This window comes from Bacillus sp. FSL K6-2865 (genome assembly GCF_040311405.1).
In the GTDB taxonomy this organism is placed as follows: Bacteria; Bacillota; Bacilli; order Bacillales; family Bacillaceae; genus Bacillus; species Bacillus velezensis.
In genome coordinates this window covers 3869827-3896165 of the sequence record NZ_CP152036.1, presented here as the reverse complement: position 1 = coordinate 3896165, position 26339 = coordinate 3869827, and the positions used below count along the sequence as shown (strand labels likewise).

General features: G+C 46.7%; 28 protein-coding genes and 1 pseudogene. 14 read left to right on the top strand and 15 right to left on the bottom strand.

Going from position 1 to position 26339, the window contains the following annotated elements:
• The first annotated feature begins 7 nt into the window (after positions 1–7).
• Together licA and licH are read left to right on the top strand one after the other, a co-directional pair.
• On the top strand, positions 8–340 hold the full coding sequence (gene licA / locus NYE42_RS19255) for a PTS lichenan transporter subunit IIA (RefSeq protein ID WP_003150867.1): 333 nt from the start codon (positions 8–10) through the stop codon (positions 338–340).
• Positions 337–1665, top strand: coding sequence for a 6-phospho-beta-glucosidase LicH (gene licH, locus NYE42_RS19250; protein WP_014419213.1), 1329 nt, complete (start codon positions 337–339; stop codon positions 1663–1665). The genes licA and licH overlap by 4 nt, the downstream gene beginning before the upstream one ends.
• A gap of 40 nt (positions 1666–1705) precedes the next feature.
• On the opposite strand, the gene NYE42_RS19245 is transcribed toward licH, so the two are convergent.
• From NYE42_RS19245 to NYE42_RS19220, 6 genes are all read right to left on the bottom strand, one after another.
• On the bottom strand, positions 1706–2797 hold the full coding sequence (locus tag NYE42_RS19245; RefSeq protein WP_025650062.1) for a branched-chain amino acid aminotransferase: 1092 nt from the start codon (positions 2795–2797) through the stop codon (positions 1706–1708).
• A 184-nt stretch (positions 2798–2981) separates the two neighbouring features.
• Complete coding sequence (dltD, locus tag NYE42_RS19240; protein ID WP_352426650.1) at positions 2982–4160, bottom strand: D-alanyl-lipoteichoic acid biosynthesis protein DltD; 1179 nt, start codon at positions 4158–4160, stop codon at positions 2982–2984.
• The gene (gene dltC / locus NYE42_RS19235) at positions 4161–4397 is read right to left on the bottom strand and encodes a D-alanine--poly(phosphoribitol) ligase subunit 2 (RefSeq protein WP_003150875.1); all 237 of its coding nucleotides are present in this window, start codon (positions 4395–4397) and stop codon (positions 4161–4163) included.
• Between the two features lie 16 nt (positions 4398–4413).
• On the bottom strand, positions 4414–5595 hold the full coding sequence (dltB, locus tag NYE42_RS19230) for a D-alanyl-lipoteichoic acid biosynthesis protein DltB (RefSeq protein WP_012118762.1): 1182 nt from the start codon (positions 5593–5595) through the stop codon (positions 4414–4416).
• Entirely contained in the window at positions 5592–7103 is a 1512-nt protein-coding gene (gene dltA / locus NYE42_RS19225) for a D-alanine--poly(phosphoribitol) ligase subunit DltA (RefSeq protein ID WP_352426649.1), read from the bottom strand. Before dltA ends, dltB begins: the two co-directional genes overlap by 4 nt.
• A gap of 15 nt (positions 7104–7118) precedes the next feature.
• On the bottom strand, positions 7119–7268 hold the full coding sequence (locus NYE42_RS19220) for a teichoic acid D-Ala incorporation-associated protein DltX (protein WP_003150882.1): 150 nt from the start codon (positions 7266–7268) through the stop codon (positions 7119–7121).
• A gap of 443 nt (positions 7269–7711) precedes the next feature.
• Here NYE42_RS19220 and NYE42_RS19215 point away from each other — a divergent pair, with 443 nt between their 5' ends.
• The 3 genes from NYE42_RS19215 (at position 7712) to NYE42_RS19205 (ending at position 10530) form a co-directional block, all read left to right on the top strand.
• A complete protein-coding gene (locus tag NYE42_RS19215; RefSeq protein ID WP_225045678.1) occupies positions 7712–8647 on the top strand; it encodes a 1,4-dihydroxy-2-naphthoate polyprenyltransferase in 936 nt (311 codons plus the stop codon).
• Positions 8648–8778: 131 nt separating this feature from the next.
• Entirely contained in the window at positions 8779–9411 is a 633-nt protein-coding gene (locus tag NYE42_RS19210; protein WP_015418501.1) for a GTP pyrophosphokinase family protein, read from the top strand.
• 258 nt (positions 9412–9669) lie between these two features.
• Entirely contained in the window at positions 9670–10530 is an 861-nt protein-coding gene (locus NYE42_RS19205; protein WP_015418500.1) for a glycosyltransferase family 8 protein, read from the top strand.
• A 55-nt stretch (positions 10531–10585) separates the two neighbouring features.
• Here the strand turns inward: NYE42_RS19205 and NYE42_RS19200 are convergent, their stop codons facing one another.
• The gene (locus tag NYE42_RS19200; protein ID WP_352426648.1) at positions 10586–12331 is read right to left on the bottom strand and encodes a S8 family serine peptidase; all 1746 of its coding nucleotides are present in this window, start codon (positions 12329–12331) and stop codon (positions 10586–10588) included.
• Between the two features lie 161 nt (positions 12332–12492).
• On the opposite strand from NYE42_RS19200, the gene celB reads away from it, so the two are divergent.
• Positions 12493–13827 carry a PTS cellobiose transporter subunit IIC gene (gene celB, locus NYE42_RS19195; RefSeq protein ID WP_007407728.1) on the top strand — a complete coding sequence of 445 codons (1335 nt, stop codon included), beginning with the start codon at positions 12493–12495 and terminating at the stop codon, positions 13825–13827.
• 27 nt (positions 13828–13854) lie between these two features.
• Here celB and NYE42_RS19190 read toward each other — a convergent pair whose 3' ends face one another.
• Positions 13855–14238, bottom strand: coding sequence for a VOC family protein (locus tag NYE42_RS19190; RefSeq protein WP_014419203.1), 384 nt, complete (start codon positions 14236–14238; stop codon positions 13855–13857).
• 94 nt (positions 14239–14332) lie between these two features.
• On the opposite strand from NYE42_RS19190, the gene NYE42_RS19185 reads away from it, so the two are divergent.
• Positions 14333–15520 (top strand): class I SAM-dependent rRNA methyltransferase, encoded by a 1188-nt coding sequence (locus NYE42_RS19185; RefSeq protein ID WP_007407727.1) that lies wholly within the window; start codon positions 14333–14335, stop codon positions 15518–15520.
• 82 nt (positions 15521–15602) lie between these two features.
• Here NYE42_RS19185 and NYE42_RS19180 read toward each other — a convergent pair whose 3' ends face one another.
• Positions 15603–16445: a DUF2268 domain-containing protein gene (locus NYE42_RS19180; RefSeq protein ID WP_352426647.1), complete on the bottom strand. Its 843-nt coding sequence runs from the start codon at positions 16443–16445 to the stop codon at positions 15603–15605.
• 46 nt (positions 16446–16491) lie between these two features.
• On the bottom strand, positions 16492–17253 hold the full coding sequence (locus tag NYE42_RS19175) for a MerR family transcriptional regulator (protein WP_352427017.1): 762 nt from the start codon (positions 17251–17253) through the stop codon (positions 16492–16494).
• Between the two features lie 235 nt (positions 17254–17488).
• On the opposite strand from NYE42_RS19175, the gene NYE42_RS19170 reads away from it, so the two are divergent.
• A protein-coding gene (locus tag NYE42_RS19170; protein ID WP_095352997.1) for an IS3 family transposase occupies positions 17489–18639 on the top strand; the annotation gives its coding sequence in 2 pieces (ribosomal slippage) (positions 17489–17762 and positions 17762–18639; 1152 coding nt in all).
• 58 nt (positions 18640–18697) lie between these two features.
• On the opposite strand, the gene NYE42_RS19165 is transcribed toward NYE42_RS19170, so the two are convergent.
• The 3 genes from NYE42_RS19165 to NYE42_RS19155 all read right to left on the bottom strand — a co-directional run bounded on the left by NYE42_RS19165 (position 18698) and on the right by NYE42_RS19155 (position 20069).
• Positions 18698–18892, bottom strand: coding sequence for a YwbE family protein (locus tag NYE42_RS19165; protein ID WP_003150901.1), 195 nt, complete (start codon positions 18890–18892; stop codon positions 18698–18700).
• A 128-nt stretch (positions 18893–19020) separates the two neighbouring features.
• The gene (locus tag NYE42_RS19160; RefSeq protein ID WP_012118753.1) at positions 19021–19701 is read right to left on the bottom strand and encodes a CidB/LrgB family autolysis modulator; all 681 of its coding nucleotides are present in this window, start codon (positions 19699–19701) and stop codon (positions 19021–19023) included.
• Entirely contained in the window at positions 19683–20069 is a 387-nt protein-coding gene (locus NYE42_RS19155) for a CidA/LrgA family holin-like protein (protein ID WP_007407725.1), read from the bottom strand. The genes NYE42_RS19160 and NYE42_RS19155 overlap by 19 nt, the downstream gene beginning before the upstream one ends.
• Positions 20070–20175: 106 nt before the next feature.
• Between NYE42_RS19155 and NYE42_RS19150 the strand changes: the two genes are divergently transcribed.
• The 6 genes and pseudogenes from NYE42_RS19150 (at position 20176) to NYE42_RS19125 (ending at position 24934) form a co-directional block, all read left to right on the top strand.
• A complete protein-coding gene (locus tag NYE42_RS19150) occupies positions 20176–21084 on the top strand; it encodes a LysR family transcriptional regulator (RefSeq protein ID WP_003150908.1) in 909 nt (302 codons plus the stop codon).
• A gap of 2 nt (positions 21085–21086) precedes the next feature.
• Positions 21087–21905: a hydroxyethylthiazole kinase gene (gene thiM / locus NYE42_RS19145; protein WP_095352549.1), complete on the top strand. Its 819-nt coding sequence runs from the start codon at positions 21087–21089 to the stop codon at positions 21903–21905.
• Positions 21902–22576 (top strand): thiamine phosphate synthase, encoded by a 675-nt coding sequence (gene thiE / locus NYE42_RS19140; RefSeq protein WP_352426646.1) that lies wholly within the window; start codon positions 21902–21904, stop codon positions 22574–22576. The genes thiM and thiE overlap by 4 nt, the downstream gene beginning before the upstream one ends.
• 105 nt (positions 22577–22681) lie before the next feature.
• Positions 22682–22971: pseudogene (locus tag NYE42_RS19135) on the top strand (Efem/EfeO family lipoprotein); the annotation flags it as partial.
• An 18-nt stretch (positions 22972–22989) separates the two neighbouring features.
• The gene (efeB, locus tag NYE42_RS19130; protein ID WP_352426645.1) at positions 22990–24246 is read left to right on the top strand and encodes an iron uptake transporter deferrochelatase/peroxidase subunit; all 1257 of its coding nucleotides are present in this window, start codon (positions 22990–22992) and stop codon (positions 24244–24246) included.
• 85 nt (positions 24247–24331) lie between these two features.
• Positions 24332–24934, top strand: a complete 603-nt coding sequence (locus NYE42_RS19125) for a DsbA family oxidoreductase (protein WP_012118748.1) — start codon at positions 24332–24334, stop codon at positions 24932–24934.
• Between the two features lie 20 nt (positions 24935–24954).
• Here NYE42_RS19125 and NYE42_RS19120 read toward each other — a convergent pair whose 3' ends face one another.
• The gene (locus NYE42_RS19120) at positions 24955–25629 is read right to left on the bottom strand and encodes a glycosyltransferase family protein (protein ID WP_122504259.1); all 675 of its coding nucleotides are present in this window, start codon (positions 25627–25629) and stop codon (positions 24955–24957) included.
• The gene (locus NYE42_RS19115; RefSeq protein ID WP_085341605.1) at positions 25629–26309 is read right to left on the bottom strand and encodes a class I SAM-dependent methyltransferase; all 681 of its coding nucleotides are present in this window, start codon (positions 26307–26309) and stop codon (positions 25629–25631) included. The genes NYE42_RS19120 and NYE42_RS19115 overlap by 1 nt, the downstream gene beginning before the upstream one ends.
• Positions 26310–26339: the final 30 nt, after the last annotated feature.

Below are 26339 nucleotides of genomic sequence, written 5' to 3'. Positions count from 1 at the left end.
GAAACACATGAATGAAAAAATGGAACAGACCATTTTTCAGATCATCCTGCATGGCGGCAACGGCAGAAGCGCATCAATGGAAGCCATTGCCGCCGCAAAGCGGGGGGACAGAGCCATGGCGGAAGAAAAGCTTCAGGAAGCCGCAAGGGAACTGACCGAAGCCCATCATTATCAGACAGAACTGATCCAAAATGAAGCCGGCGGAGAAAAAACAGACATGACGCTTTTGATGGTGCATGCGCAAGATCATTTAATGAATGCCATGACCGTGAAAGACTTGGCCGCTGAGTTAGTCGAGATTTACGAAAAAGTGAGTCTGCAAGGGGGAGCAAAAATATGACAAAAGGAATTAAAATTGTAACGATCGGCGGAGGTTCAAGCTATACACCGGAGCTTGTGGAAGGCATCATTAAACGCTATGAGGAACTGCCTGTCAGAGAATTATGGCTCGTCGACATTCCCGAAGGCGAGAAAAAACTCAATATTGTCGGCACGCTTGCAAAACGCATGGTCGAAAAAGCGGGTGTTCCGATAGAGATTCACCTGACGCTTGACCGGAGAGAAGCTTTGAAGGATGCGGATTTCGTAACGACTCAATTCCGCGTCGGTCTTCTTGAGGCCCGCGCCAAAGACGAACGGATTCCGTTAAAATACGGCGTAATCGGCCAGGAGACAAACGGTCCGGGCGGTTTATTCAAAGGGCTGCGCACCATCCCGGTTATTCTGGAAATCGCGAAAGACATCGAAGAGCTTTGTCCGAATGCATGGCTCGTGAATTTCACAAACCCTGCCGGCATGGTTACCGAGGCCTTGCTCCGCTACTCGAATCTCACAAAAGTCGTCGGTCTCTGCAATGTGCCGATCGGCATTAAAATGGGCGTCGCAAAAGCATTGGACGTGGATGTCAGCCGGATCGAAGTGCAATTTGCCGGGCTGAATCACATGGTCTTCGGATTAGATGTTTTCTTAGACGGCGTCAGCGTGAAAGATCAAGTCATTGAAGCCATGGGAGACCCGAAAAACGCCATGACGATGAAAAATATTTCAGGGGCGGAATGGGAGCCTGAATTCCTGAAGGCGCTCGATCTGATTCCTTGCGGCTACCACCGCTATTATTTCAAGACGAAAGAAATGCTCGAGCATGAAATAGAAGCGTCACAGACGGAGGGCACACGCGCCGAGGTCGTGCAGAAGGTTGAGAAAGAACTGTTCGAACTGTACAAAGATCCGAATCTCGCCATCAAACCGCCGCAGCTTGAAAAACGGGGCGGAGCGTACTACAGTGACGCGGCCTGCAACCTGATCAGCTCCATCTATAACGACAAACATGATATCCAGCCCGTCAATACGATCAACAACGGCGCGATCGCCAGCATTCCGAATGACTCAGCGGTCGAAGTGAACTGTGTTATGACGAAAGACGGTCCGAAACCGATCGCCGTCGGTGATCTGCCGGTGTCTGTCCGCGGACTCGTCCAGCAAATCAAATCATTTGAGCGTGTCGCCGCTGAAGCAGCCGTCACGGGAGATTATCAAACGGCGCTACTTGCGATGACGATCAACCCTCTCGTCCCGTCAGACTCCGTGGCAAAGGCCATTCTGGATGAAATGCTTGAGGCCCACAAAGAACATCTGCCTCATTTCTTTAAGTCGATTGAAGCATAAGAGCAGTAAAAAAACCCGGATTCGCTTCCGGGTTTTTTGCTTATTTTGATTCGCTTAGAGAGGCGACTTCCGTCGTCCAGCCGAACACGTCGGCTTCCGCGCCTTTTTGAATGCCTGTAATGGTATCATACAATTTCTTCGAGATCTCTCCGGTTTCACCGCTGCCGATGACAAGACTTTCATCATTCCAGATCAGTTCGCCGACCGGAGAAATGACCGCCGCCGTACCGGTTCCGAATGTTTCTTCCAATCGGCCGTCACGATGTGCCTGGATGATTTCATCGATCGAAATCTTCCGCTCAGACACAGTCAGTCCCCAATGTTTGAGAAGGGTGATGACGGAATTTCTCGTAATTCCTTCAAGAATGCTTCCGTTCAGCTCCGGCGTCACGATTTCGCCGCTGATTTTGAAGAAGATGTTCATGCTGCCGACTTCTTCGATGTATTTTTTCTCAATGCCGTCAAGCCATAAAACCTGGGAAAATCCCTTCTCTTCCGCAACCTGCTGCGCTTTCAGGCTTGATGCGTAGTTGCCGGCGGTTTTCGCGTTTCCGGTGCCGCCTTTGACGGCGCGCACGAATTCGTTTTCCACGGCGATTTTTACCGGTTTAATGCCTTCTTTGTAATAAGAGCCGACCGGGGAAAGAATGATAAACAGCTTGTACGTATGGGATGCCGCTACACCGAGGAAAGGCTCAGTCGCAATGATAAACGGACGGATATAAAGGGAAGTGCCTTCCGCTTTCGGAATCCAGTCTTTGTCGATGGCTACGAGCTGTTTCAGGCCTTCAAGAACAAGCTCTTCATCAATGAGCGGGATGCAAAGGCGGTCATTTGACTGGTTCAGGCGCTCCATATTTTTCTCCGGTCTGAACAGAAGCACTTCCTGATCCTTCGTTACATACGCTTTAAGCCCTTCAAAAACGGTTTGGCCATAATGATAAACCATGGCCGCAGGATCCATTGAGATGGACTGATAAGGGATAATTCTCGGATCATACCAGCCTTGATCGGCATCGTAATCCATAACAAACATATGGTCGGTGAAAATTCTGCCGAACGCAAGGTCATGGGGGTCCGGTTTCGGTTTTTTGGCTGAAGTCAATTCAACACGAATATCTTGTTTCATAATGTTCTGTCTCCCTATTGGTGTTATTGTCAAACTTATTTGAAAATAATTTATATTCTATTGTATACCTTCAACAAATATTCGCAATAGTTTTCCTCAAATTTGTGAAAAAATCAAATCACATAAAAAGCAGGGGAGAGAATGCCCCCCTGCGTGTTCGTTTTTACGTATTCTGTCATCACCGTGCTCAGTGAACCGTCACCTTGCCGGTTTTGTAAAACTGCTCCATTGCTTTATCGACGTACACCCAGCCCTTCCAGGCGATATGGATGGTGTCTTTCATAAAGTACGGATCATATTCGTGCCCGGATAAGTCGGCAACCTGAAAGCCCTTCGCTTTAATTTGCTTAGTGACTTTTTTGTAGTAATCAGTCCGGCCTTTTTTCGGGAAGCCGGTGTAGTCATACCATTTTCCGTTGACCGGAATAACCACGAACATCGGTTCAGCGCCGGTATCTTTCAGAATGTCCAGCATATCCTCAAAGTCGTGATATTCGACTGATTTGGCGTATGTTCTTCCTTTGTTGATTCCTTTCACTCTCTTTACTTTCTTCTTAATCTTTTTATAAGAAGCGTCATCGATATAGAAAGGATTGGACTTGGAGCTCCGTTCTCCTAATTGAGCGGCGGCTGTTTTTAACTCTGACCACGATTTCCCTTTCAGGTTTTCAGAGATCGTCCGTTCAGGGCCCTTGTTTTCTCCCATTGAATAATAAAGATCTTTTTTCTCAAGCAGAGAATAATAAGCTTTGGCGGCCGGCATGACCGCTTTCACTTTCCATGATTGTCCGTTGACCATTCCCTTGTACAATTCAGAAAGGACGGCATCATGCTGAACGACTTTAAAACGGAGCATGCGCTTCATCATGTTCTTTTTGACCGCGGGATCAATCTGGTTATTAAATGCTAAATCCAATGCCTGAAGTGATGAAAAATTCGGCGCAAAGTGCTGTTCATCAGAACCTTTTTTGATAAACCATTGCGGAGAAACAATGAATACCAGTTTTTTGCCTTTCAGCTGCTGATAATGCGCCGCAAAGTTCACGGCGTGTATCAAGGATTGGTCCCCGCCTTTTCCGACAAGATAAGGCGTAAAGCCTTGGTTGTTCACTTGGAAATAGTTGGACGGGTGAAACTCATCCAGTCTTGAAAGCTCGGAAGAACCGAAAATCGGCATATACTTCGAGTCTTCGAACATTTTGTTTTGCAGATAGAGCCCCTGGAACATATTCGGATTTAAGGCTGCTGCCGACTCTTCGACACGTTTTTCAGGAATGAAGCGCGTAAGCCATGAAGCCGGAACTGCGATAGCTCCGACAAACAGGACGAACGCTAAAATAATTGGTCCAAAGAAACGCTTTTTCATTTACTTCAACTCAGTCAGTTTGTTTACAATGTTGTTTGGCGTATTCCACTCGTCACGGTCAAATTCAGTGATCGGCACTGTAATGCCGAAGCGGTTTTCGATGGCGACCAGCAGTTCTACAGTTCCGAAAGAATCAAGCAGTCCTTCTTCAAAGATTTCAATATCAGGATTTTCTTTCACAGCGTCCTCCTGACAAACTTCAGCTAATACGTCTAATACTTCCTGTTTAAATTCCATGTGTTTTCAATCTCCTTTAGTGATGAAATGGTTTTCCTGAGAAAATATAAAATCCGAAACATACGAAATGGAATGTGATGACGATGGCTAAAAAGGCCGTAAAACGATTGGCGGGCAGCCACTTGTATTTCTTATTCCATTTCTCAAAAAAGTTATACCCGGTCATTAATACGGCGTGGTACAGGCCGTATACAATATATTGCAGAGCGAGTCCGTGCCAGACGCCCATCAGCATGAACAGCAGGAAATACCCGATGTTCGAGACGGCCATCCGGTTCTTTATCCATTTTTTCTTTGTCATCCAGAAAACAAAGCGCATAAATACGTAGTCTCTGAACCAGAAGGATAAGGACATGTGCCAGCGGTTCCAGAAGTCTTTAATGTTTTTGCTGATAAACGGCTTATTAAAGTTTTCCGGAGATTTGATACCCATGATATAGCTTACACCGACGGCAAACATCGTGTAACCCGCAAAATCAAAAAACAGGTACAAGCTGTATCCGTACATGTACAGCACATTACCCCACAGTTTGCTGTGGGTGATATGAGACAGATTCATAATGAAATACGTGTTAATCGCATATCCGATAATGAATTTGTATAAGAAACCGATAAAAATTTTATGAATGCCGGTATACAGTAAATCAGCGTATTCTCCCTTTGTCCATACTTTCTGTTCGTCCTTGGCAAATCTGCGGTATCTGTCGATCGGACCGGAAGAAATGGTCGGGAAAAACATAATAAAGTACAAAAGGCGGTGAAGCGGCATTTTTTCTTTAATCAGCCCGTCTCTCGTTTCCATGATCAGCTGGACGCCTTTAAATGTCAAATAAGAAATTCCTAAGAAACTGATCAGGTTATGAACCGGGTGATGAGGCGCCGGCGGAAAGAAAAACGGCCATAATTTAGATAAAAACAGGGGTAAAATGGACGCGATCACGGCCATACTGAAGACAAAGCCGCTGTTGGCTTTCAGTCTGTAAGCGAGATAACCCCTGATTAAAAGCACCTGCCACAGCGTAAAGATACATAGTGCGATCACGCCGTGCAGATCATGCGCGAAAATCAAAGCCAATACGATGATGGATATAAACATGTTGTATCCTTGGAATCTCTTGCCGTTCAGCCCTAAAATAATCGTCGGCAAAAGAAGGATTCCAAGTAAGATAAAGAAGAAAAACGAGCTGTAAGGCGTCATACAAGAACCTCTTCGCCAATGCGTTTACGGTCGATTTTTCCGTTCGCAGTCATTTGAATGTGATCCTGATAAATGAATTTTCTCGGAATCATGTAGGCCGGAAGCGAAGCGGCCAGTTCTTTCTTAATGGCGCTTGTCAGCTGGAATTCTTTTTCAAAATCATGTTTTTCAGGCACGATGGCGGCAATTAAATATTCGACAGGTCCGTTAGGCTGATACGGGATGACAACCGCTGTGCGCACATATTGAGACTGCCTTACATGTACTTCGATTTCCTCCAGCTCCATGCGGTAGCCGTGAAGCTTAATCTGGAAATCAAGGCGTCCTTGGCAGAAAATCTGACCATCCTGAACATAACCGGCATCACCCGTGTGATATGCCCACTGGCCGTCGATCGGGAAAAACGCTTTTTCCGTCAGAGAAGGTTCTCCGAGATAGCCTTTACTTACGCTCGGGCCCGCGATGATGATTTCCCCTTTTTCTCCGTCCGGAAGCTTATTCCCGTTTTCATCCATGATGAAGATATCCATATCGGGTTTTGCAAAACCGACAGGCAGAGATTCATTTTCATCAATGATCTGCTGCGTGATTTCAACGGAGGTGACGGCAACCGTTGTTTCAGTCGGACCGTATGTATTGAATACGCGGGCCTTCGGAAAACGGTTTAACAGCTCCTGTGCCACGGCAGCCGGAAGCGCTTCTCCGCAAAACATAAATACTTCTGCCTCAGGCAGGAGCTCCTGCGTAAAGCCGGGGTCCATCAGACACATTTGGACGAAAGACGGCGTCGATGTCCAGACGTTCAGTTTGGATTTCTCCAGTTCTTCAAATAGTACTTTCGGTTTATTGATTTTGTCTTTCGTTACGCAATGCAGCGTACCTCCCGTTTGAAGCGACGGGAAAATGTCCATGACAGATAAATCAAAAGAAAACGGAGCTTGGTTTAAGAATGTCTTACCCCCGCTCACAGGAAAATCCCTGCAGATCCAGTCAGTAAAGCTTTGCAGGTTATCAGCCGATATCTGCACGCCCTTCGGATTTCCCGTGCTGCCGGACGTGTAAATAATGTAAAACGTGTCCAGCTCTTTTACCCAATTCTCACGGCTGAGGTCTGCATCTCCGTCAGCTGCAAGCTCTTCGGGCGTAACGGTTTTAATCAGATTGCTTCCCGTATCGACTGCATCGCCCGATACGCTGATAAGCAGCTCTGCGCCTGAGCTTTCAATGATTTTGACGATCCGCTCCGCCGGAATGGAAACATCGACAGGGATGTAAGGGCGGCCCGCTTTGACGCTTCCTAAGAAAGAAACGATCATATTCGGCTCCATATGTCCGTAAACCAGGACAGGCGCTTTCGAACCGTCAGCTGTATGTTTTTGAATGCCGGACGCAACCCGCTCCGACAAATCCCATAATTCCCCGTAAGTGAGGGATTGATCTAAGGAACGAAACGCTTCGGCCTGCGGCTTGGCGTCTGCGTATGTTTTTATAGCATCAAGTAGTTTCATAGTTATCCTCCCCGATTAGAAATCGTTGTAAATATAAGTGCCGGTATTCGCTGTATGAAATCCATACATCCAAAAGAGCAATACTAATATCAGAAAATAAAAGCCCGTATGAAACGTCCATTTGATCAATGTATTTTCATAAGCACGTTTTAATTTTTGCATCATATTCAAAATTCCTTCCCCGCGTATTCAATAATTACACCAGTATATGACGATTAGATTAACAAAAAGTTTCAAAATATGTCTAATATCCTAAGCTTAAAATTTCCTTAAAAATGAATGAGAAACAAAAGGATGGAAAACACGCATGTATAAATTGGCAAATGATCATACTAAAAAGGTGCTGTTCAGGCGGGATTTTTAACTTATCGTAAATATAAACGAGGTAAAAAAATTTTGGCGGCTTTTTCTTAAGCAGGCTTGTGCCGAACCCCAATGGAGAAGGGCGAAAAGCCGTTTCCGGCAGGATAGCCGATAAAGCGCCGCATCTTGTGAAATGAGGAAGAAATTATTATGATAGATAAGGTAGCAGAAAACGTGAAAACCCCAATTCAACACTACTGTTATCGGCTGACTGTGAAAGCCTTTTAATAGAAAGGAAGAGGAAAATGAATCAAAACAATATGGGGGGCAGCCAAAAGACGCCCGAGAAAGAAAGCATGGGCCGCATTTTGTGGCAGCTAACCCGCCCTCATACATTGACGGCATCGTTTGTGCCCGTACTTCTCGGCACCGTATTGGCGATGTTTTACGTAAAGGTTGATTTCCTGCTGTTTTTGGCCATGCTGTTTTCCTGCCTTTGGATTCAGATCGCCACGAACTTATTCAATGAATATTACGATTTTAAACGCGGTTTAGATACGGAGGATTCCGTCGGTATCGGCGGAGCGATCGTCCGCCACGGCATGAAGCCGGAAACAATTCTGCAGCTGGCGCTCGGCTCTTATGCGATTGCCCTCGTGCTCGGTGTTTATATCTGCATGAGCAGCAGCTGGTGGCTTGCGGCTATCGGCCTTGCCGGCATGCTGATCGGCTATCTGTATACGGGCGGCCCGCTGCCGATTGCGTATACACCGTTCGGGGAACTGTTCTCCGGCATTTGCATGGGCTCTGTATTTGTCCTTATTTCTTTCTTCATTCAGACAGGCAGAATTAATGAACAGAGCATTTTGATTTCCATCCCGATCGCCATCTTGGTCGGAGCCATTAATCTGTCCAACAATATCCGTGATATTGAGGAAGATAAAAAGGGCGGACGTAAAACCCTGGCCATTTTGATGGGGCATAGAGGGGCCGTCATGATACTGGCCGCATCTTTTGCCATCGCTTACATCTGGATCGTCGGTCTTGTCATCATGGGTTACACAAGCCCGTGGCTGTTCCTGGTCTTCCTGAGCGTGCCGAAACCCGTTCAGGCCGTGAAAGGCTTTGTGAAAAACGAAATGCCGATGAACATGATTATTGCGATGAAATCAACGGCGCAAACCAATACATTCTTCGGATTCCTGCTTTCCATCGGACTCCTGATCAGTTATTTCCGCTGATCAAATGAAAGGGCAAATGCCATAATCGGCATTTGCTTTTTTTTATGACATAATCTTCACGATATTGTAAAGAACCTGACCGCGGACTGACACGTCTCATATATGGACAGCAAAGCAAGGAGATGAAAAAAATGGACTTGTCAACAGCCCATATGGATGATTTGAAAACGGTCATGGAAGATTGGAAAAATGAATTATTAGTTTATAAATTCGCTTTAGATGAGCTGGATACGAAGTTTTCTATCATCAGCCAGGAATATAATCTGATTCACGGGCATAACCCGATCGAGCATACAAAATCACGCGTGAAAAGTTTTGAGAGTATCGTCAATAAACTGATGCGCAAAGGCTGCGATGTGACGACGCAGGAAATGAAAGAGCATATTCATGATATTGCGGGTGTCAGGATTATCTGTTCCTTTATTTCCGATATTTATAATGTCGCTGAGGTTTTGAAGCAGCATAAGGACCTGAAGATCGTAAAGGTGAAGGATTATATCAAACAACCGAAGCCGAACGGCTACCGCAGCCTGCATTTGATTATTGAAATTCCCGTTTATTTGACGAATCGTGTGGAATATGTGAAGGCGGAAATTCAAATCCGCACCATCGCCATGGATTTTTGGGCGAGTCTTGAACATAAAATTTATTACAAATTAAATAACGAAGTCCCAAAGCATCTGACCGACGAGCTGAAGGAAGCGGCGGACATCGCCCATTATTTAGACGAAAAGATGCTTGGGATTAAGAAAGAAGTCGATTAAACGATCGACGCATCACAACCAGCCGGCCGCTTTTATGTGCAGTCCGGCTGGTTGTTTTTATGTTTACGTGTTTTCGCTTTCCTGCGCGATATATTCTGACGATGATTCAGGCTGAAATCCTGATTGAATTTGAACAGGGAATGCAAAAGATATCAAATTGCAAACAGCACATTCCCGCAGAAAAAATGTGTAAGATCGAGGTTTACTTTTTTAAAAAAGGGAAAGACATTTGTACAACAAAAAGGGAGATGAATATCAGTGGGAAAGAATGAAACAATGCATATCGTATCATGTGCCGATGATCATTATGCTCGTCATTTGGGTGGGATGTTCGCTTCTTTATTGATGAATATGGATAAAACAAGGGATGCGAAATTATATGTGATTGACGGCGGAATTACTGCCGAAAACAAGGACAAGCTTGAACAGACCGCGATGTCATTCGGGACGCCGCTTGAATTTTTAGAAGTAGACGCTGATCAATACAAGCATGCAGTCGAAAGCAGCCACATTACAAAAGCGGCTTATTACCGCATTTCCATCCCTGATTTAATTAAGGATGAGTCCGTAAAGCGGATGATTTACATTGATTGCGATGCAATTGTGATGGAAGATATTTCGGTTTTATGGGATTTGGATATTTCCCCGGCAATAGTTGCGGCAGTAGAAGACGCCGGACAGCATGAAAGACTGAAAAAAATGAATATCAGCGAAACTGCCAAGTATTTTAATTCCGGCATTATGATTATAGATTTCGAACCTTGGAGAAAACAAAATATTTCCGAAAAGGTGATTGATTTTATCAACGAAAACAGCTCGGAGGATTTTCTCGTGTTTCATGATCAGGACGCGCTTAACGCGATCTTATATGATCAATGGCATGAACTGCATCCGCGCTGGAACGCGCAGACGCATATTATCATGAATGAGAAAACGCCTCCTGAACTGATCGACCGTATACGTTACAGAGAAACACGTGCCGAACCGGCCATCGTCCATTTCTGCGGCAGCGACAAGCCTTGGAATACAGGCACCTCGCACCCGTATCGTGATCATTATTTCCGATATATGTCCTTTACGAAATGGAACACGATCGACCGCCCGGCCATGAACCAATAGGCAGGTGTGATGAAACGCTTGTGAAGCCGTTATCCGGCTCATAAGCGTTTTTTTTCTATTTCACCCGAATCGCACGCACGCGTTTTTGCAGGCCGTTCTTTTCGGCAGACGGCTTCAATCGGCTGACTGCCGTTTGCGCCGCTGATTTTGCTTTTTTCGTCTTGGTTTTTTCAGCCGTTTTTACTTTGTCTCTAGCCTGCTGCCGGTTGAGTTTATCTTTTATCCGGTCAAGCCGTTTTTCCAGAGCGTTTTTTTCTTTTCCCGGCTGGATTTCGCTGACTGCTTTTTGGGCTTTTGCGGTGCTGGCCTCAGAGGTCTTTTTTTCCGCCTGCTTGACGCTGGCCTCAGCTGTTTTCAAAAGGCTTGAGTTGACAGCGTTAAGCCGCTTTTGCAGCCCTTTTTTCTCTGAACCGGCCGGTAATTTGCGAATGGCGCTTTGTGCGGCATTGACGGCGGTTTTTTTCTTTTGTTTTTCGGCAGTCCGGACTTTGTCTCTTGCGTCCGTCACATTTCTTGCCGTCTGAACTTTATTGACCCGGGACTCGAGAGCGGTTTTTCCCTTTGACTTGGACAGCTTGCTGACGGCCGTTTTTGCTTGATTGATATCTGCCTGTTTTTTCGTCTTTTCCGCTTTTATTACGGCCCGTTCGGCATAGCTCTTTTGCTTTACATGATATTGCACCAGGCCGTACCCGAATCGGCTGTCACGTCCGGGAGCGCCCAGATCTTTGACGTTTTGCTGCATCTGCTGCCGGAGCTGTGTATTTGTTTCCTCGGGATATTTCTGCCTGAGCAGCGCGAACATGCCGGTGACGTGGGGCGCGGCTTGAGATGTGCCGTCAGCCGTGGCGTACATTTGATTCAGATAAGTGCTCGTAATATTGGTGCCGGGTGCGGCAAACTCAATTTGTTTTCCGGTCGTGGAAAAAGCCGCGAGTCCGTTTTTTTCAGTTGACGCTGAGACTGCCGTTACGCTGCTGTAGGCGCCCGGATAATTGACCGGTTTTTTGTTGCCGTCGTTTCCTGCGGCGGCTACGATCACGATTCCTTTTTTGTATGCTTTGTCTACTGCGTCGTGAAGAATTTTGCTGTCTGCGTTAGTTCCGAGGCTCATATTGATGATGTCCATTTTATTGGCGATCGACCAGTCGATCGCTTTAAGAAGGCTTTTAAGATCCCCTGCACCCTTTCTGTCTAATGCTTTAACCGCATATAACCGGACATCCGGCGCAATACCGTCAATGCCGTATCCGTCATGTTTGGCCGCAATGATTCCGGCGACATGCGTCCCGTGTCCGTTGTCATCTTTGTATGAGGAAGTATAGCTGACTGCGGAATAGCCTCCCGCAATGGACAGATCATCATGAGGATAAATGCCGCTGTCAATGACAGCCACTTTCACCTTTTTTCCCGTCAAGCCTTCTTTCCACGCCTGCTTGACCTGAGTCGGTTCGATATCCCATTGCGGCAGCGCGTAACTGCTGCTTTGGGCCGCTGATAACGGGCGGATATCAGAACCGCCTGCTGCCTGAAAGGATACATTGTCTTCTACATATAAGATGTCAGGGTCCTGTTTCAGGTCTTTCACCGTTTGTGAATCGGCTGACACGGCGACTGCCGGGAGATGCTGATAGGTCTGTTCCACATCCGCTCCGCTGTCTATGGCGGATTCCTTGCCGTTTTGATTTTTGTACACCACGATAACATCCCGGTCGTGCGTCTCGGCGTGCGCGGGCGCCGCGGCGGAGAACAGGCCGACACACAAGGCCGCGGCCATTATCGGTTTCAGGGTGTGATACATTGCAATTCCCCCTTTTTCTTTATATATCGGCAGTGCGGAATTCTTTTTTTCCTGAGGGATAAGGAAAATTTCTGTATGCAAATGTAAGCGTTTCCAAAATATGATGGAGAAAATGCTTTAAGACATCTGCGCAATGAACTCAAAAAGGGGGTTTTTGATAAATGAGTACGTTCAATCGGGTCATGGAAGAAAAAATCATGCCTGTCGCCGGAAAAGTCGCCGGCCAAAGGCACTTAAGAGCTTTGCGGGACGGCATTATTTTGACGATGCCGCTTATCATCATCGGATCGGTTTTTCTGATTCTGACGAGTCTTCCGATTCCCGGTTATGCCGATTTTATGGCTGGTCTTTTCGGTGAAAATTGGGTTGAAAAGCTCGGGTATCCCGTGAATGCGTCCTTTGATATTATGGCGCTTGTCGCCGCCTTTGGGATTGCTTACCGGCTTGCGGAAAGCTATGAGGTGGATGCCCTGTCGTCGGGAGCCATTGCCCTTGCCGCCTTTTTATTGGCGACGCCGTATCAGATTCCGTTTATTCCTGACGGCTCGGCAACAGAGATTATGGTGGGAGGCGGCATTCCGATTTCGCTGCTCGGAAGCAAAGGTCTGTTTGTCGCGATGATCATTGCAATGCTGTCTACGGAAGTGTACCGGTTTATCATACAAAGAAATATCGTTATTAAGATGCCTGACGGAGTGCCGCCTGCGGTCAGCAAATCGTTCGTTGCGCTCATCCCCGGTTTCATTATTATTACGCTTGTATGGCTGGCCCGTCTGTTTATTGAAATAACTCCTTTTAAAAGCCTCCACAATGTCGTAGGCGATCTGCTGGGCACCCCGCTGTCTATTCTGGGCGGGAGTCTCGGCGGAAGTCTTATCGCCGAATTCGTGCAAATGCTGCTTTGGTCGTGCGGCATACACGGCGCGTCCATTATCGGCGGAGTCATGTCGCCGATCTGGTACGGGGCGATGGATGCCAACCGTTTGGCTTTTCAGGCGGGAGAAGCGCTGCCGAGCATTTTTACGACACAGTTCTTTCAAATATGGATTAATGTCGGCGGAAGCGGAGCGACGCTTGCCCTTGTGCTGACCATGCTTGTGCGCTCCAGAAGCAAACAGATGAAACAGCTCGGCCGTCTCGGCATCGGGCCCGCGATTTTTAACATTAACGAACCGATTATTTTCGGGATGCCGCTCGTCATGAATCCGCTGTTAATCGTGCCCTTTATCATTGCGCCGCTCTTGACCATTACGGCGACGTACATCGGGATGAGCACGGGGATGGTGGCAAAACCGGCGGGAATCGCCGTGCCGTGGACGATGCCGCCGCTGATTTCCGGTTATTTGGCGACGGGCGGGAAAATCTCCGGTTCGGTCATGCAGCTGATCAATCTCCTGATTACATTTATCATCTATTATCCGTTTTTCCGAATTTGGGATCTTCAAAAATGGAGAGAGGAACGGGCGGCGGAACAAAACGTCACTGAAGAAACATAAAAAAAACGGGCGCTTTCGCCCGTTTTTTTAACGCTGGAAAAATTCGATCCATTCGCCGTCAGGTCCTTCAATGTAAAAGTAGCGGTACCCGTTCGGAAGCGTCGTGATTTCTTCATCGATAAATACGGCGCCCTGACGCTTCGCATGCGTGAACTCCGCCGCGATATCTTCAGTTAATAAAGCGACATGATGGACTTTTCCTTCTGCGGGAAGCTCGCTGCTGTAGCCCTGGATCAGCTCAATTTCTGTCTCCGGCCCTTCCTGAAAGCCGAGAAAGGCAAGTTCAATAATGCCGTTCGTATGAGTGATACGATCCTTTAACGTCATACCGAGAACGTCTTGATAAAAGGCGATGGATGTTTCAATATCTTTGACCATAATGCCTGTATGGTCGATTCTTTTGGCTGTCATGGTTTTCCCCCTGTTTTGAATTTTTCGGGACAATGCGGTGTTGATCATGTTTTATGGTACGATAAGAGAAAGCAAAACGAAAGAGGAATGCACAATGAAGCTACTTACAGTGAAAGATACATTTGCCGGAAAGCTGAAAAAAGGATTCCCCCTGATTGAAAAAGACGCTCTGTCCGGAAGCTCGGCTCATTTAACAGAGGGCGATCTTTTTGATGTGACATCCGAGAAGGGCGAGTTTATCGGAAAAGGCTATTACGGTTTGCAGAATAAAGGAGTCGGCTGGGTGCTGTCCCGCGCGAGAGATGAACGGATCGACGGACGTTTCTTTCTGGACAAGCTGAAAAAAGCGGCTGAAGCAAGAGCCCATCTGTTTAAGGCGCCCGATACGACGGCGTTCCGGCTGTTCAATGGTGAGGGCGACGGCATCGGCGGCGTTACGATTGACTTTTATGACGGTTATCTGCTGATTCAATGGTACAGTAAAGGCATTTACGCTTATAAGGACAGCATGATTGAGGCGATTGACGGACTGGAGCTTTCTTATAAAGCGATCTATGAAAAGAAACGATTCGATACGGCCGGGCAATACGTGGAAGACGACGATTTTGTCAAAGGCGAAAGAGGAGATTTTCCGGTCATTGTTCAAGAAAACGGCATACGGTACGCGGTGGATTTAAACGACGGGGCGATGACGGGCATTTTCTTAGACCAGCGTCATGTGCGGAAAGCGATTCGGGACAAGTATGCAAACGGCAGACGGGTGCTGAATACGTTCTCTTATACGGGGGCATTTTCCGTTGCGGCGGCGCTTGGCGGAGCTGAGAAAACAACCAGCGTCGATGTCGCCAACCGCAGTCTCGCAAAAACGATTGAACAGTTCAGCGCCAACGGAATTGATTATGAGGCGCATGACATTAAAGTCATGGATGTTTTCAAATACTTCGGCTATGCGGAGAAAAAAGGGCTGGAGTTTGACCTCATCATCCTTGATCCGCCTTCTTTCGCCCGCACAAAAAAACGGACGTTCAGCGCGGCGAAAGATTATAAAAATCTGCTGAAGGAAACAATCGCCATCACCGCAAAAAACGGCATCATCGTCGCTTCGACAAACAGCAGCGCCTTCAATATGAAGAAATTTAAAGGCTTTATAGAGACCGCCTTTAAAGAAACAAATGAGCGTTACGACATTTTGGAAGAATACACGCTTCCGGAAGATTTCAAAACGATTCCCGCATTTAAAGAAGGGAACTATTTGAAGGTTGTTTTCTTGCGGAAAAAATAGAATGACCATTTATAGCGATGAAAGAGGGGAAAAGAAAACCCTCTTTCATCGCGTTAATACGGGATAAAATAATCTTCATATCTTAAAGAAACAACCCGCTATTACTTAGTATCTCATCTGTGCTAAGTAAAGTGGCCTCACTAATCCCCACATTGTTGGCTTTCATGAAGGATTGCACCGCTTGGTAGCCAACCGCATAACCTGCAAACGGTGATAAGCCGACAGGCTGATAACCTTGTTCGGCTGCAAAGGTGTCACCAAACATGTAACTGCTGACCTCAGCAAATCCTTTCATATTTAATGAGTCTTTGATGATTTCTTTTGAGTATTCTAAGTCTTCTTTTTCAAAAGAAGTAACCCAGGGACCTAACAGAGCTTCTCCGTAAAGTTCTTTGGCAAACGATTCTGCCAACCCCTCTATAATTAAGTAATCACCAACCGTTACGTTCCCATAATCCCAATTGAAATACGAAAAACGAATATTATGATGAAATTCATGTGCGATTACAGCAGGCAGTCTCGGTATGTTATATGAATTGGGGGATATTGAAACTTGAATAAATCCCGGAATTCCTCCGAATCCACAATACCCTCTATGTAACTCAAGCTTTTTTTGATTGGCCAGATACATCCCAAACCTTATTTCATCAGCATTTATTTTTAAGCGGTTTTGCTGGATAAATTCTACACAATGAGTTAAAGTGCCATATGCAATTTGAAGAGCTTGAATTTCTTTTAGTTTCTCTAATGCTTTTCTTCCGGTTTCCGTATCAAATATGCTCAGATAGCCCAGCATATTTGCAGCCATGATTACATCATATCCGTTAGGCTGCTTTGCCTTTAAGGGAACATTAATCTTTTTCCACATATCTTCAAAAGGTTTCATCATTGAATACCGATAATAATCTTCTCTATTTTCAATCATTGAAAATAACGTTTCGTATTGCCTGATTGTATCCTCGATAATGATTTTAATGGGTACCACCCTTTTTTTGATGATCTATATAAATTGTAATGGCGTCACTCATGAGCTTCGCCAACCCTTCACCATACTGGTCGATGTTCTTAGTGAAGCGTTTATCTTCAATATAGAGTTGACCTAATCCGTAAAAGGCATCAAAAGAATATTCACCAAAATTTTCATTGAGAAAATCAAACCACTCTTTGATAGCTGTTTGTACGTCTGGGGACTTGGGAGATTGGTTAATAAGGAGTGCAAATTTATTGAACATTGCAGTCCACTTATGAGATAAATCTTTTTGCTCACCATCAGTCATGCTTTTCAATCTAATATTTACCTTATCGACAGGTTGATCACCCCACCGTTTGCGAGCTTCTTGTTCATAAAGATTATGATTGAAGTTCATTCCCTCAAACCGCTCTTTGTTCGTCATGCAAATCTCTCCCATCAAATGTTTGATTGATTTATCGATGGTTTCAATCATCTTATCGACTCTATTCCGTTTCTCAATCAACATTTTCTTTTGTAAAATTAATGCCTCCCTTCGGTTAAATGAAGGACTATTAATGATTTCTTTAATCTCTTTTAAGGAGAAATCGAGCTCCTTGAAAAATAGTATCTGCTGCAGCTGTTCAAGATTCTCTTCAGAATAAAGCCGATAACCGGAATCGGTCGTTTCCTGAGGAGTCAATAATCCAATTTGATCGTAATGATGGAGAGTACGGATGCTTACTCCAATCAGTTCAGCTACTTCTTTTACTTTCATACCCATCACGTTTGCCGCCTCCTTAATGGCTACTCTAAAGTATTACGCAACGTAAGAGTCAATAGTTGGTTAAAGATTTTTTGTATATAAAGGGAGAACATATGAGGATTTCATTGCTAAAATTAAAGAAAAAAAGCCGGGCGTGAAGGGACTGACCCCATAATATGAGACAAACAAAAAACACCTTCAAGTTTGAAAACGGATCGTTGTTATCCGAAATTAGACTTGGAGGTGTTTTTCTATGAGGGCAAGAGTGAGTTATCCGGTTGAAGTCAAACAGAAGGCTGTAGAAATGAGATTGGCGGGCGTGCCTGTGAAGGAGATCATGCAGGAATTGAATATAAAGAATAAGACGCAGGTGCAGACATGGGTCAGGTGGTATAAAGCTGGGGACACACATCGATTCGAACAACCTGTCGGAAAGCAATATTCTTATGGAAAAGGTCCAGAGTATTCTTCCGAATTAGAGAAACTGCAGGCAGAAAATCGTTATCTGAGACAACAGAATGAAGTGTTAAAAAAGTACAACGAATTGGAAAGGAAGCTGATAGCGAAACGCCAGTCGAGCTTGTAGAAGCATTGCGCGGCACAATGACCATACAGGATATCTGTATTCATTTAGGTATCTCACGAGCATCTTATTATCGTTGGAAGAAGAATCTGATGAAAGATAACCCTAAATACCATTTAGAAAAACAAATCGGCACGTTGTGCCGAGAACACAAGTATCGATATGGCTATCGGAAAATCACAGCCATATTAAAAAAGGGAATGCGTATTAATCATAAAACGGTTCAGCGCATTATGCAGAAAAATCAGTGGCAATGCCGGGTTAAGGTGAAAAAGCGCAAGAAGAATGGGCAGCCATATGCCGTGGCCGAGAATATATTAGATCGGAACTTTCAGTCTGATCGCCCTCTGGAAAAGCTAGTAACGGATATCACATATTTGCCTTATGGGCAGAAACAATTGTATCTTTCCAGTATATTGGATTTATACAATGGAGAAGTGATTGCTTTTACGATTGGCGATAGACAGGACACAGATTTTGTCTTACACACACTTGATCAGCTGCCCGTACTCCCAGAGAACTGCGTGTTACATAGTGACCAAGGTTCTGTTTATACATCTTATGAGTATCAGAAAGCTGTTAAAACAAAAGGCATTACCATGAGCATGTCCCGTAAAGGGACACCCGCTGATAATGCCTCCATCGAATCGTTTCATTCCTCACTAAAGTCTGAAACGTTCTACCTCGACAGGTTGGAAAGCACTACGACGACCATCGTAGAGCAAACTGTCGAAACCTATATATACTATTATAACAACATTCGTATTCAAACGAAACTAAACAACCAGCCGCCGGTCACATACCGACAGCTGGCTGCTTAAAGGTGTTTTGATCCCTGTCTCAAAAACGGGGGTCAGTCCCTGAAGCTCCGGCTTTTTTCTATTCAATAATGTGCTGCACCCGGCCGATTCGCCCGTCTTCAAGGCGGACCTTAATGCCGCGCGGGTGGAAGCTTGAGTTCGTCAAAATATCCTTCACGATTCCTCTTGTCAGCTTTCCTGAACGCTGATCGGCTTTCAGGACGATATCGACTTCAAGTCCTTTTCTGATGCTGCTTCGCTGCTGGCCGTTCATATGACACATCCGTTCTTCAGTCTTTTCACTTCATATCTTATCATATCGTGTTTTCGTCTTTTTATGAAGGACAGACAAATCAATCTGCGTGGCAAATAAAAAAAGACCGCTCTGTAAGGAGCAGTCTTTTATGACATAAACGAAAGCAAAATCGGGGCCGCGCACAGCGTCATAATTGCGGCGAGAATCATGGACACGCTTGAGATCGTTCCTGATACGGAGCTGAGCTCAAATGCTTTAGATGTTCCCGCTCCGTGCGCGCTAGTTCCGAGCAGCACGCCCCGGGCAATTTCGTTATCAATGCGGAAATAGCGGATGACCATCGGCCCGATGATCGTTCCCAATAAAGCCGTTAAAATGACGAAAACCGCTGTAACGGCCGGCATCCCGCCGATCATTTCTGAAACGTTCATGGCAATCGGCGTCGTCACGGATCGCGGCACGAGACTGTCGACTAAGCTGCTGCCGAGATGGAACCATTTCGCGATAAAGGCCGTTGACAGAATGGCGATACATGAACCGACAGCTACGTTCAAAATAATTTCCACGGCGTATTTCTTTAAAATCGGGAAATATTTATAAAGCGGGATGGCGAACGCCACTGTTGCCGGCTGAAGCATATCGGTCAGCAGTCCGCCGCCGAGATTGTATGTCTGATACGGGACATTGACAAGAAGCAGCAGTACGACCAAAACAGCGGGCGTAATCAGAAGCGGCGACGTATAGACCCGCGGAAAACGAATGTAGAGTTTTTTCGCGCCCAAATATACTAAGACAGTTAAGAATAAACTTATGATTCCGATGAACACGTTTGTTTTTTCTCCTTTCTTTTTGCTATCAGCTGTGTAAGCGTACCTGTTGAAACCATCACGACAAATGTGCTGATGACGACGACAAGTAAAATGCTTACGCCGAATTTAGACATAATATCTCCGTATTCAATCACTCCGACGGCAGACGGGATGAAAAACAGCAGCAGCTCACCGAGGAGCCATGCTGCGCCAAGCTCAATCCATTCAAGTTTGATAATCTTGAAATGCAATAATGTGAAAAGAATCACAATCCCGATTATACTGCCGGGAATATTTATATGAAGAGCCGCCGTGACCCAATTGATCAGACGCGCAAATATAAACAGCAGAGCGATTTGAATAACGGTAAGCAGCAATTTTTTCATAATGATGCCTCCCTTATATTTATATTGTACAGAAGGTTTTGCTATAGGTAAAATACATATAAAGAATAATGTGTATTCCTTTTGTCTATAGAAAGGATGAAATGCAATGGATATTCGGCACTTAACGTATTTTTTGGAAGTTGCCCGTTTGAAAAGCTTTACGAAGGCCTCACAGTCTCTGTATGTTTCACAGCCGACAATCTCAAAAATGATTAAAAACCTGGAGACGGAGCTCGGCATTAAGCTGTTTTACCGCAATGGCCGGCAAGTTGAACTGACTGACGCCGGGCAGAGCATGTATGTGCAGGCGCAGGAAATTACAAAGTCATTCCAAAACCTGACGTCAGAGCTGAACGATATTATGGAAGTGAAGAAAGGGCACGTCCGCATCGGTCTTCCGCCGATGATCGGGTCCGGCTTTTTTCCGAGAGTGCTCGGTGACTTTCGCGTCACATATCCCGATGTGACGTTTCAGCTTGTTGAGGACGGCTCTATTAAAGTGCAGCAAGGGGTGGAGGACGGCTCGCTTGATATCGGGGTCGTCGTGCTTCCCGCGAATGAAGAAATTTTTCATACGTTCACAATCGTCAAGGAAACCCTTATGCTCGTCGTCCATCCGTCACATCGGCTCGCTGACGAGAAAGAATGCAGTCTTCACGAATTGAAAGAAGAGCCGTTCATATTTTTCAGGGAGGATTTTGTCCTTCATAATCGAATTATGACGGAATGCGTGAAAGCCGGATTCAGGCCTCACGTCATTTATGAAACGTCACAGTGGGACTTTATCAGCGAAATGGTATCCGCCAATCTCGGTATCGGCCTCTTGCCGGAAAGAATCTGCCGCGGTCTTGATCCTGACAAAGTCAGAACCATTCCGCTCGTTCATCCGGTTATTCCGTGGCATTTAGCCATCATTTGGCGGAAAGACCGCTATATGTCCTTTGCCGCCAGAGCCTGGCTGGAGCATACGAAATCGTATTTATGGAATCCGAAAAAGAGAAAAAAGGATGATTAAGCATGGACGCACAAACCGCAGCTCAACACTTGAGTAAAGTGCGGGATCAAAACCCGCTCGTTCACAGTATCACCAATAATGTCGTCACGAACTTCACCGCTAACGGACTGCTCGCGCTCGGCGCATCGCCCGTTATGGCTTATGCAATTGAGGAGGCAGCCGACATGGCGAAAATCGCAGGAGCGCTCGTCCTGAATATAGGAACCCTCAGTTCGGCGTCGGTTGAAGCTATGATCGCAGCCGGAAAATCGGCCAATGAAAACGGTGTTCCGGTCATTTTTGATCCGGTAGGCGCCGGCGCCACGCCGTTTCGGACGGCATCAGCCCGCAAGATCATACAGGAGGTCCGCTTGTCCGTCATTCGCGGAAATGCCGCGGAAATCGCCAATATTGCCGGCGCCCCTGATTGGAAGATAAAAGGCGTGGATGCGGGGGAAGCCGGAGGAGATGTGGTTCAGCTCGCTAAGACGGCTGCAAGCGGGCTGAAGACGGTCATTGCGATTACCGGAAAAACCGACGTTATCTCCGACGGCACCGACACATACGCCGTACATAACGGTGATAAACTGCTGACGAAGGTGACGGGGACGGGATGCCTGCTGACGTCTGTAATCGGAGCCTTCTGCGCAGCGGGGCAGGACGTTCTGCAAGCGGCCGTTTCAGCCGTTTCTGTATACGGAAGCGCCGCTCAGCTTGCCGCTTTGGACACCTCCCATAAGGGGCCGGGCAGCTTCCAGATTGAGCTTTTAAACAAGCTGGCAAGCATCTCAGAACAAGAAGCGGCCGAGCTTGCCGCAATTGAAAGGGTGACAGAAAAATGACGCGTATTTCTCGGGAAATGATGAAGGATATGTTATCGGTTTATTTTATTATGGGATCAAACAATACAAGCGCAGACCCCGTTTCCGTGGTGAAAAAAGCAATTGAGGGCGGCGCTAGGCTTTTTCAATTTCGGGAAAAGGGGAGCGGTTCTTTAACAGGAGAGGAACGTGTCCTGTTCGCGAAGCGGGTGCAGGATGTCTGCAGGCAGGCCGGGATTCCTTTCATCATTAATGATGATGTCGAATTGGCCTTGCGCCTTGAGGCGGACGGAGTGCATATCGGACAGGATGACGCAGACGCCGAAGAAACGAGAGCGGCAATCGGCGATATGATTCTCGGTGTGTCAGCACATAACGTCTCCGAGGTGAAGCGGGCGGAAGAAGCCGGAGCCGATTACGTCGGAATGGGCCCGGTCTATCCGACCGAAACAAAAAAAGATGCTGAAGCCGTGCAGGGCGTTACATTGATTGAAGAGGTGCGGCGTCAGGGCATCACCATTCCGATTGTAGGAATCGGCGGCATTACGGCTGACAACGCGGCGCCCGTCATTGAAGCGGGTGCAGACGGCGTCAGCATGATCAGCGCCATCAGCCAAGCCGAAGATCCAAAAGCGGCGGCGCGGAAGTTTTCAGAGGAAATTCAGCGCTCCAAAGCAGGGCTGTCCCGATAGGGCGGCCCTTTTTCTGTGTGCGCAAAAAGGCAGTGACGGACTTGGAGAATATAAGCCGTATGTCAAGAACAGGACAATCAGCTTGCAATATCGACCGGAACGTTTGACGGCTCTATCGCTTCTCTCAAAGTGACGCCTGAACCAATCACCGCCGGCGCCGAAGGCTTAAAAGCCCTCTATGAAACAGTGAAAAGCGCGCAGTAAGAGATCATTTCGACGTCACGGAAAAACTTGATGCGGAATTCAGCGAATTTGAAGTTTTGATGTCGAAATACAAAACGTGCGATCAATCGTATACGTCTTGTGATACATTAAGTACAGATCAAATCAGAGAGATAAGCACGAAGCTGACGGCCCTTTCTGAAACCATGTCGAAGATTGCCGGTGTGCTTTAAAAGGAGTTAAGACACAGCATGAGCGATGAACAAAACAAGGAAAAACAGATCCACAGACGGGATGTCCTGAAGTGGGGCGCCGTCGCGGGCGCCGCCGTCGCTGTCGGAGCGAGCGGCCTCGGAGGACTCGCGCCGCTCTTCAAACCGGCGGCCACCGCTTCAAAGAAGAATGATGAAAAAAGTGATCGTGATCAAATCGTTCCTTTTTACGGAAAGCACCAAGCAGGAATCACAACGGCGCATCAGACGTATGTGTATTTTGCAGCGCTTGATGTCATGTCAAGCGACAAAGCCGATGTCATCTCCCTTTTCAAACAATGGACAAGCCTGACGCAGCTGCTGACTTCAGGCGCCGTCCCGTCGGGCGAACAGAAAAATAACTATATGCCTCCGCAGGATACCGGGGAGTCGCAGGATCTGGCACCGGCGAATTTGACCGTTACCTTCGGCTTCGGCCCCGGGTTTTTCGAGAAAGACGGGAAGGACCGCTTCGGACTGAAAGATAAAAAACCGAAGCACCTCGCCGATATTCCGCCGATGCCTAACGACAAGCTCGATAAGAAACAAGGCGGCGGTGATATCGTCATACAAGTCTGCGCGGATAATGAACAAACGGCGTTTCACGCGGTGCGCAACCTGATGAAACAGGCATCGGGGGTGTGCGAAGTCCGCTTTCTCAATAAAGGTTTCTTAAGCGGCGGGAAAAACGGGGAAACACCGCGCAACCTCTTCGGATTTAAAGACGGTACCGGCAACCAAAGCACGAAGGATGAAAACCTGATGAATTCGATCGTTTGGGTTCAATCAGGAGAGCCGGACTGGATGACGGGCGGCACGTACATGGCGTTTAGGAAAATTAAGATGTTTTTAGATATATGGGACCGTTCATCCTTGAAGGAACAAGAGGACACGTTCGGGCGGGTGAAAAGCTCGGGTGCGCCTTTCGGACAAAAAAAGGAAACCGATCCCGTGAAGCTGAATCAAATTCCCGCCGACTCGCATGTCAGCGTGGCAAAATCAACCGGCAGACAGATTCTGCGCCGGGCATTTTCCTATACGGACGGAATTGATCCGAAGACGGGTTATGTTGACGCAGGCCTGCTGTTTATCTGCTTTCAAAAAGACCCGGACCGCCAATTTGTCCCGATGCTGAAGGCTTTGGCGGCAAAGGATGCGCTGAATGAATACACACAAACGATCGGCTCTTCCTTATTCGCCTGTCCCGGCGGCTGTAAAAAAGGAGAATATATCGCCCAAAGGCTGCTGGAATCGTGACACCTTCCATATGAAGGGTGTTTTTAAAAAAACACTTGTAACTACATATGTTACAACTTAAAATAAAAAGGAAAGGAGACTTACAATGACACTGCAGATTAAAGTATATTCTGATTATGTATGTCCGTTTTGCTTTGTCGGCAAAGCGGCGTTTGAAGAAGCAATCAAGGACAAGGACGTACAGGTGGAATGGATGCCGTTTGAATTGCGTCCGAGCCCCTCGCCGAAACTTGATCCGGTGAATGATCCCGCCAAGCGGCAGATGTGGAAAAACTCCATTGAGCCGATGGCGCAGTCGTTAGGCGTTGAAATCACATTCCCCCGCGTGTCACCGCATCCTTACACGGATTTGGCATTTGAAGGCTTTCATTTCGCAAAGGAACATGGGAAAGGAAGCGAATACCATACACGCGTTTTTCAGGCGTTCTTTCAGGAAGAACAAAATATCGGTGACGTTGGCGTGCTGACAAAGCTTGCGGAAGAAGCAGGACTTGACGGCGCTGCCTTCAAAGAGGCGCTTGAGACAAGAGCGTACAGACACGTACAGCGGGAAGCGCTCCGCCATGCTTATGAGGAAGCCGGCATTACGGCAGTGCCGACGTTTATCATCGGCGATGAGAGAATCCCTGGCGCGGCGGGAAAGGAAACCTTTGAACAAATCATTGAGCGGGAACTGAATAAACGTTAACCCGAAAAAAGCCCTCTCGATCAGCGAGAGGGCTTTGCCATATAGTGTTTGACAAATGTTTGTCTGTCCGCTTCATATGCCGCGGCGTCAAATGAGTCGCCGCAAAAATGAAGGCACCAAGGGTCTTTTTGGCAGGCGACGCCGACTTGATATCCGTGTTTTTGAAATTCAAGCGACTGTGATGTGTCGTAAAAATGAAAGCCGCGAAACAAATCCTCCCGCCACTCCACGTCATATTGAGCCGCCATTAACAAGCCGTCAATGGCGGCAGCGGGCATAAACAGGCCGTCTTCATCACCGTGCTTAAAGTCCAAGGGGTGATAAGCATTCCCCCGGTATTCAATCACTTTTCCCATCCGCTGTCCGCTTTCCCACCAAATGCCGTTCGGCGGCAGGGTTTTGCAGCCGGCGACACCGAGAAGGCCGAGCTCCTGATGAGATTGAAAGATATGAAGCATGTCATGAAGGAAATGCTGATGAATGATAAAGGTATCCTGATGCAGATAAATTTTATATTTGGAGGGATGTCTCAGCGCTTTGTTGTAGGACGAGGCCATGCTTGCTGAATCGTATATCGGCATGATGTCAACGGAGTATGAAGGGGGGACGGTAAGCTGCATGATATGGCTCTTGCACCGGGAGTACAGCGGCTCGTCATTCACACAGACGACAAACAGAAATGAATGTGAATCCATTACATGCTCCTCTCGGCCTCAATCACATATTGATACGCCGATGCTTCTGTCATAAAGTCATGCCTTATGCCAAGCTGTACGCATACTTCGTGCAATGATGCGATGGCTTTGTGGTAAGAAGGGTGATCAACGCGGATCGCCTCAATGCGTTTCACCTCATAGCCGGCGGCTTTAAATAATGAAAGCGTCTCTTCACGGGTAAAAAAACGCAGGTGGGTCTGATCCATTAATCCGGCGTCACTGTAAGTCCATTTGCCGGCTAAAAGCTCCAGCACCACTGAGATGTGGCCGACATTCGGTATGCATGCAAGCACCGTGCCGTCTTTTTTTACATAAGGACGAAGCTTTTTCAGCACGGACCACGGGTCGACAAGATGCTCCAGAACGTCTCCGAACAGCATGCAGTCGAATTGCTCTGAATCGTACGGAAGAATGGCGGATTCAATGTCGCCGCAAAGCACGTGGCTCAATTTGCTTTCCGCCTTTTTTGCGGCTTCGGGATACGCTTCAATGCCGTAAACCGTTATTCCGCGGTCTTCGATCGCCGCTCCTAAATTGCCTGTGCCGCAGCCGACATCAAGCACTGTCCGCCAGTTTTCGTCTATTTTGTTCAATAAATAAGGATTCAGGCCTTCGTAGTAGTTCTGTTGTTTTTCATCATAATAGGGATTCGTATCCATCTGTGTATCACCTCATAAATGGGCATATAC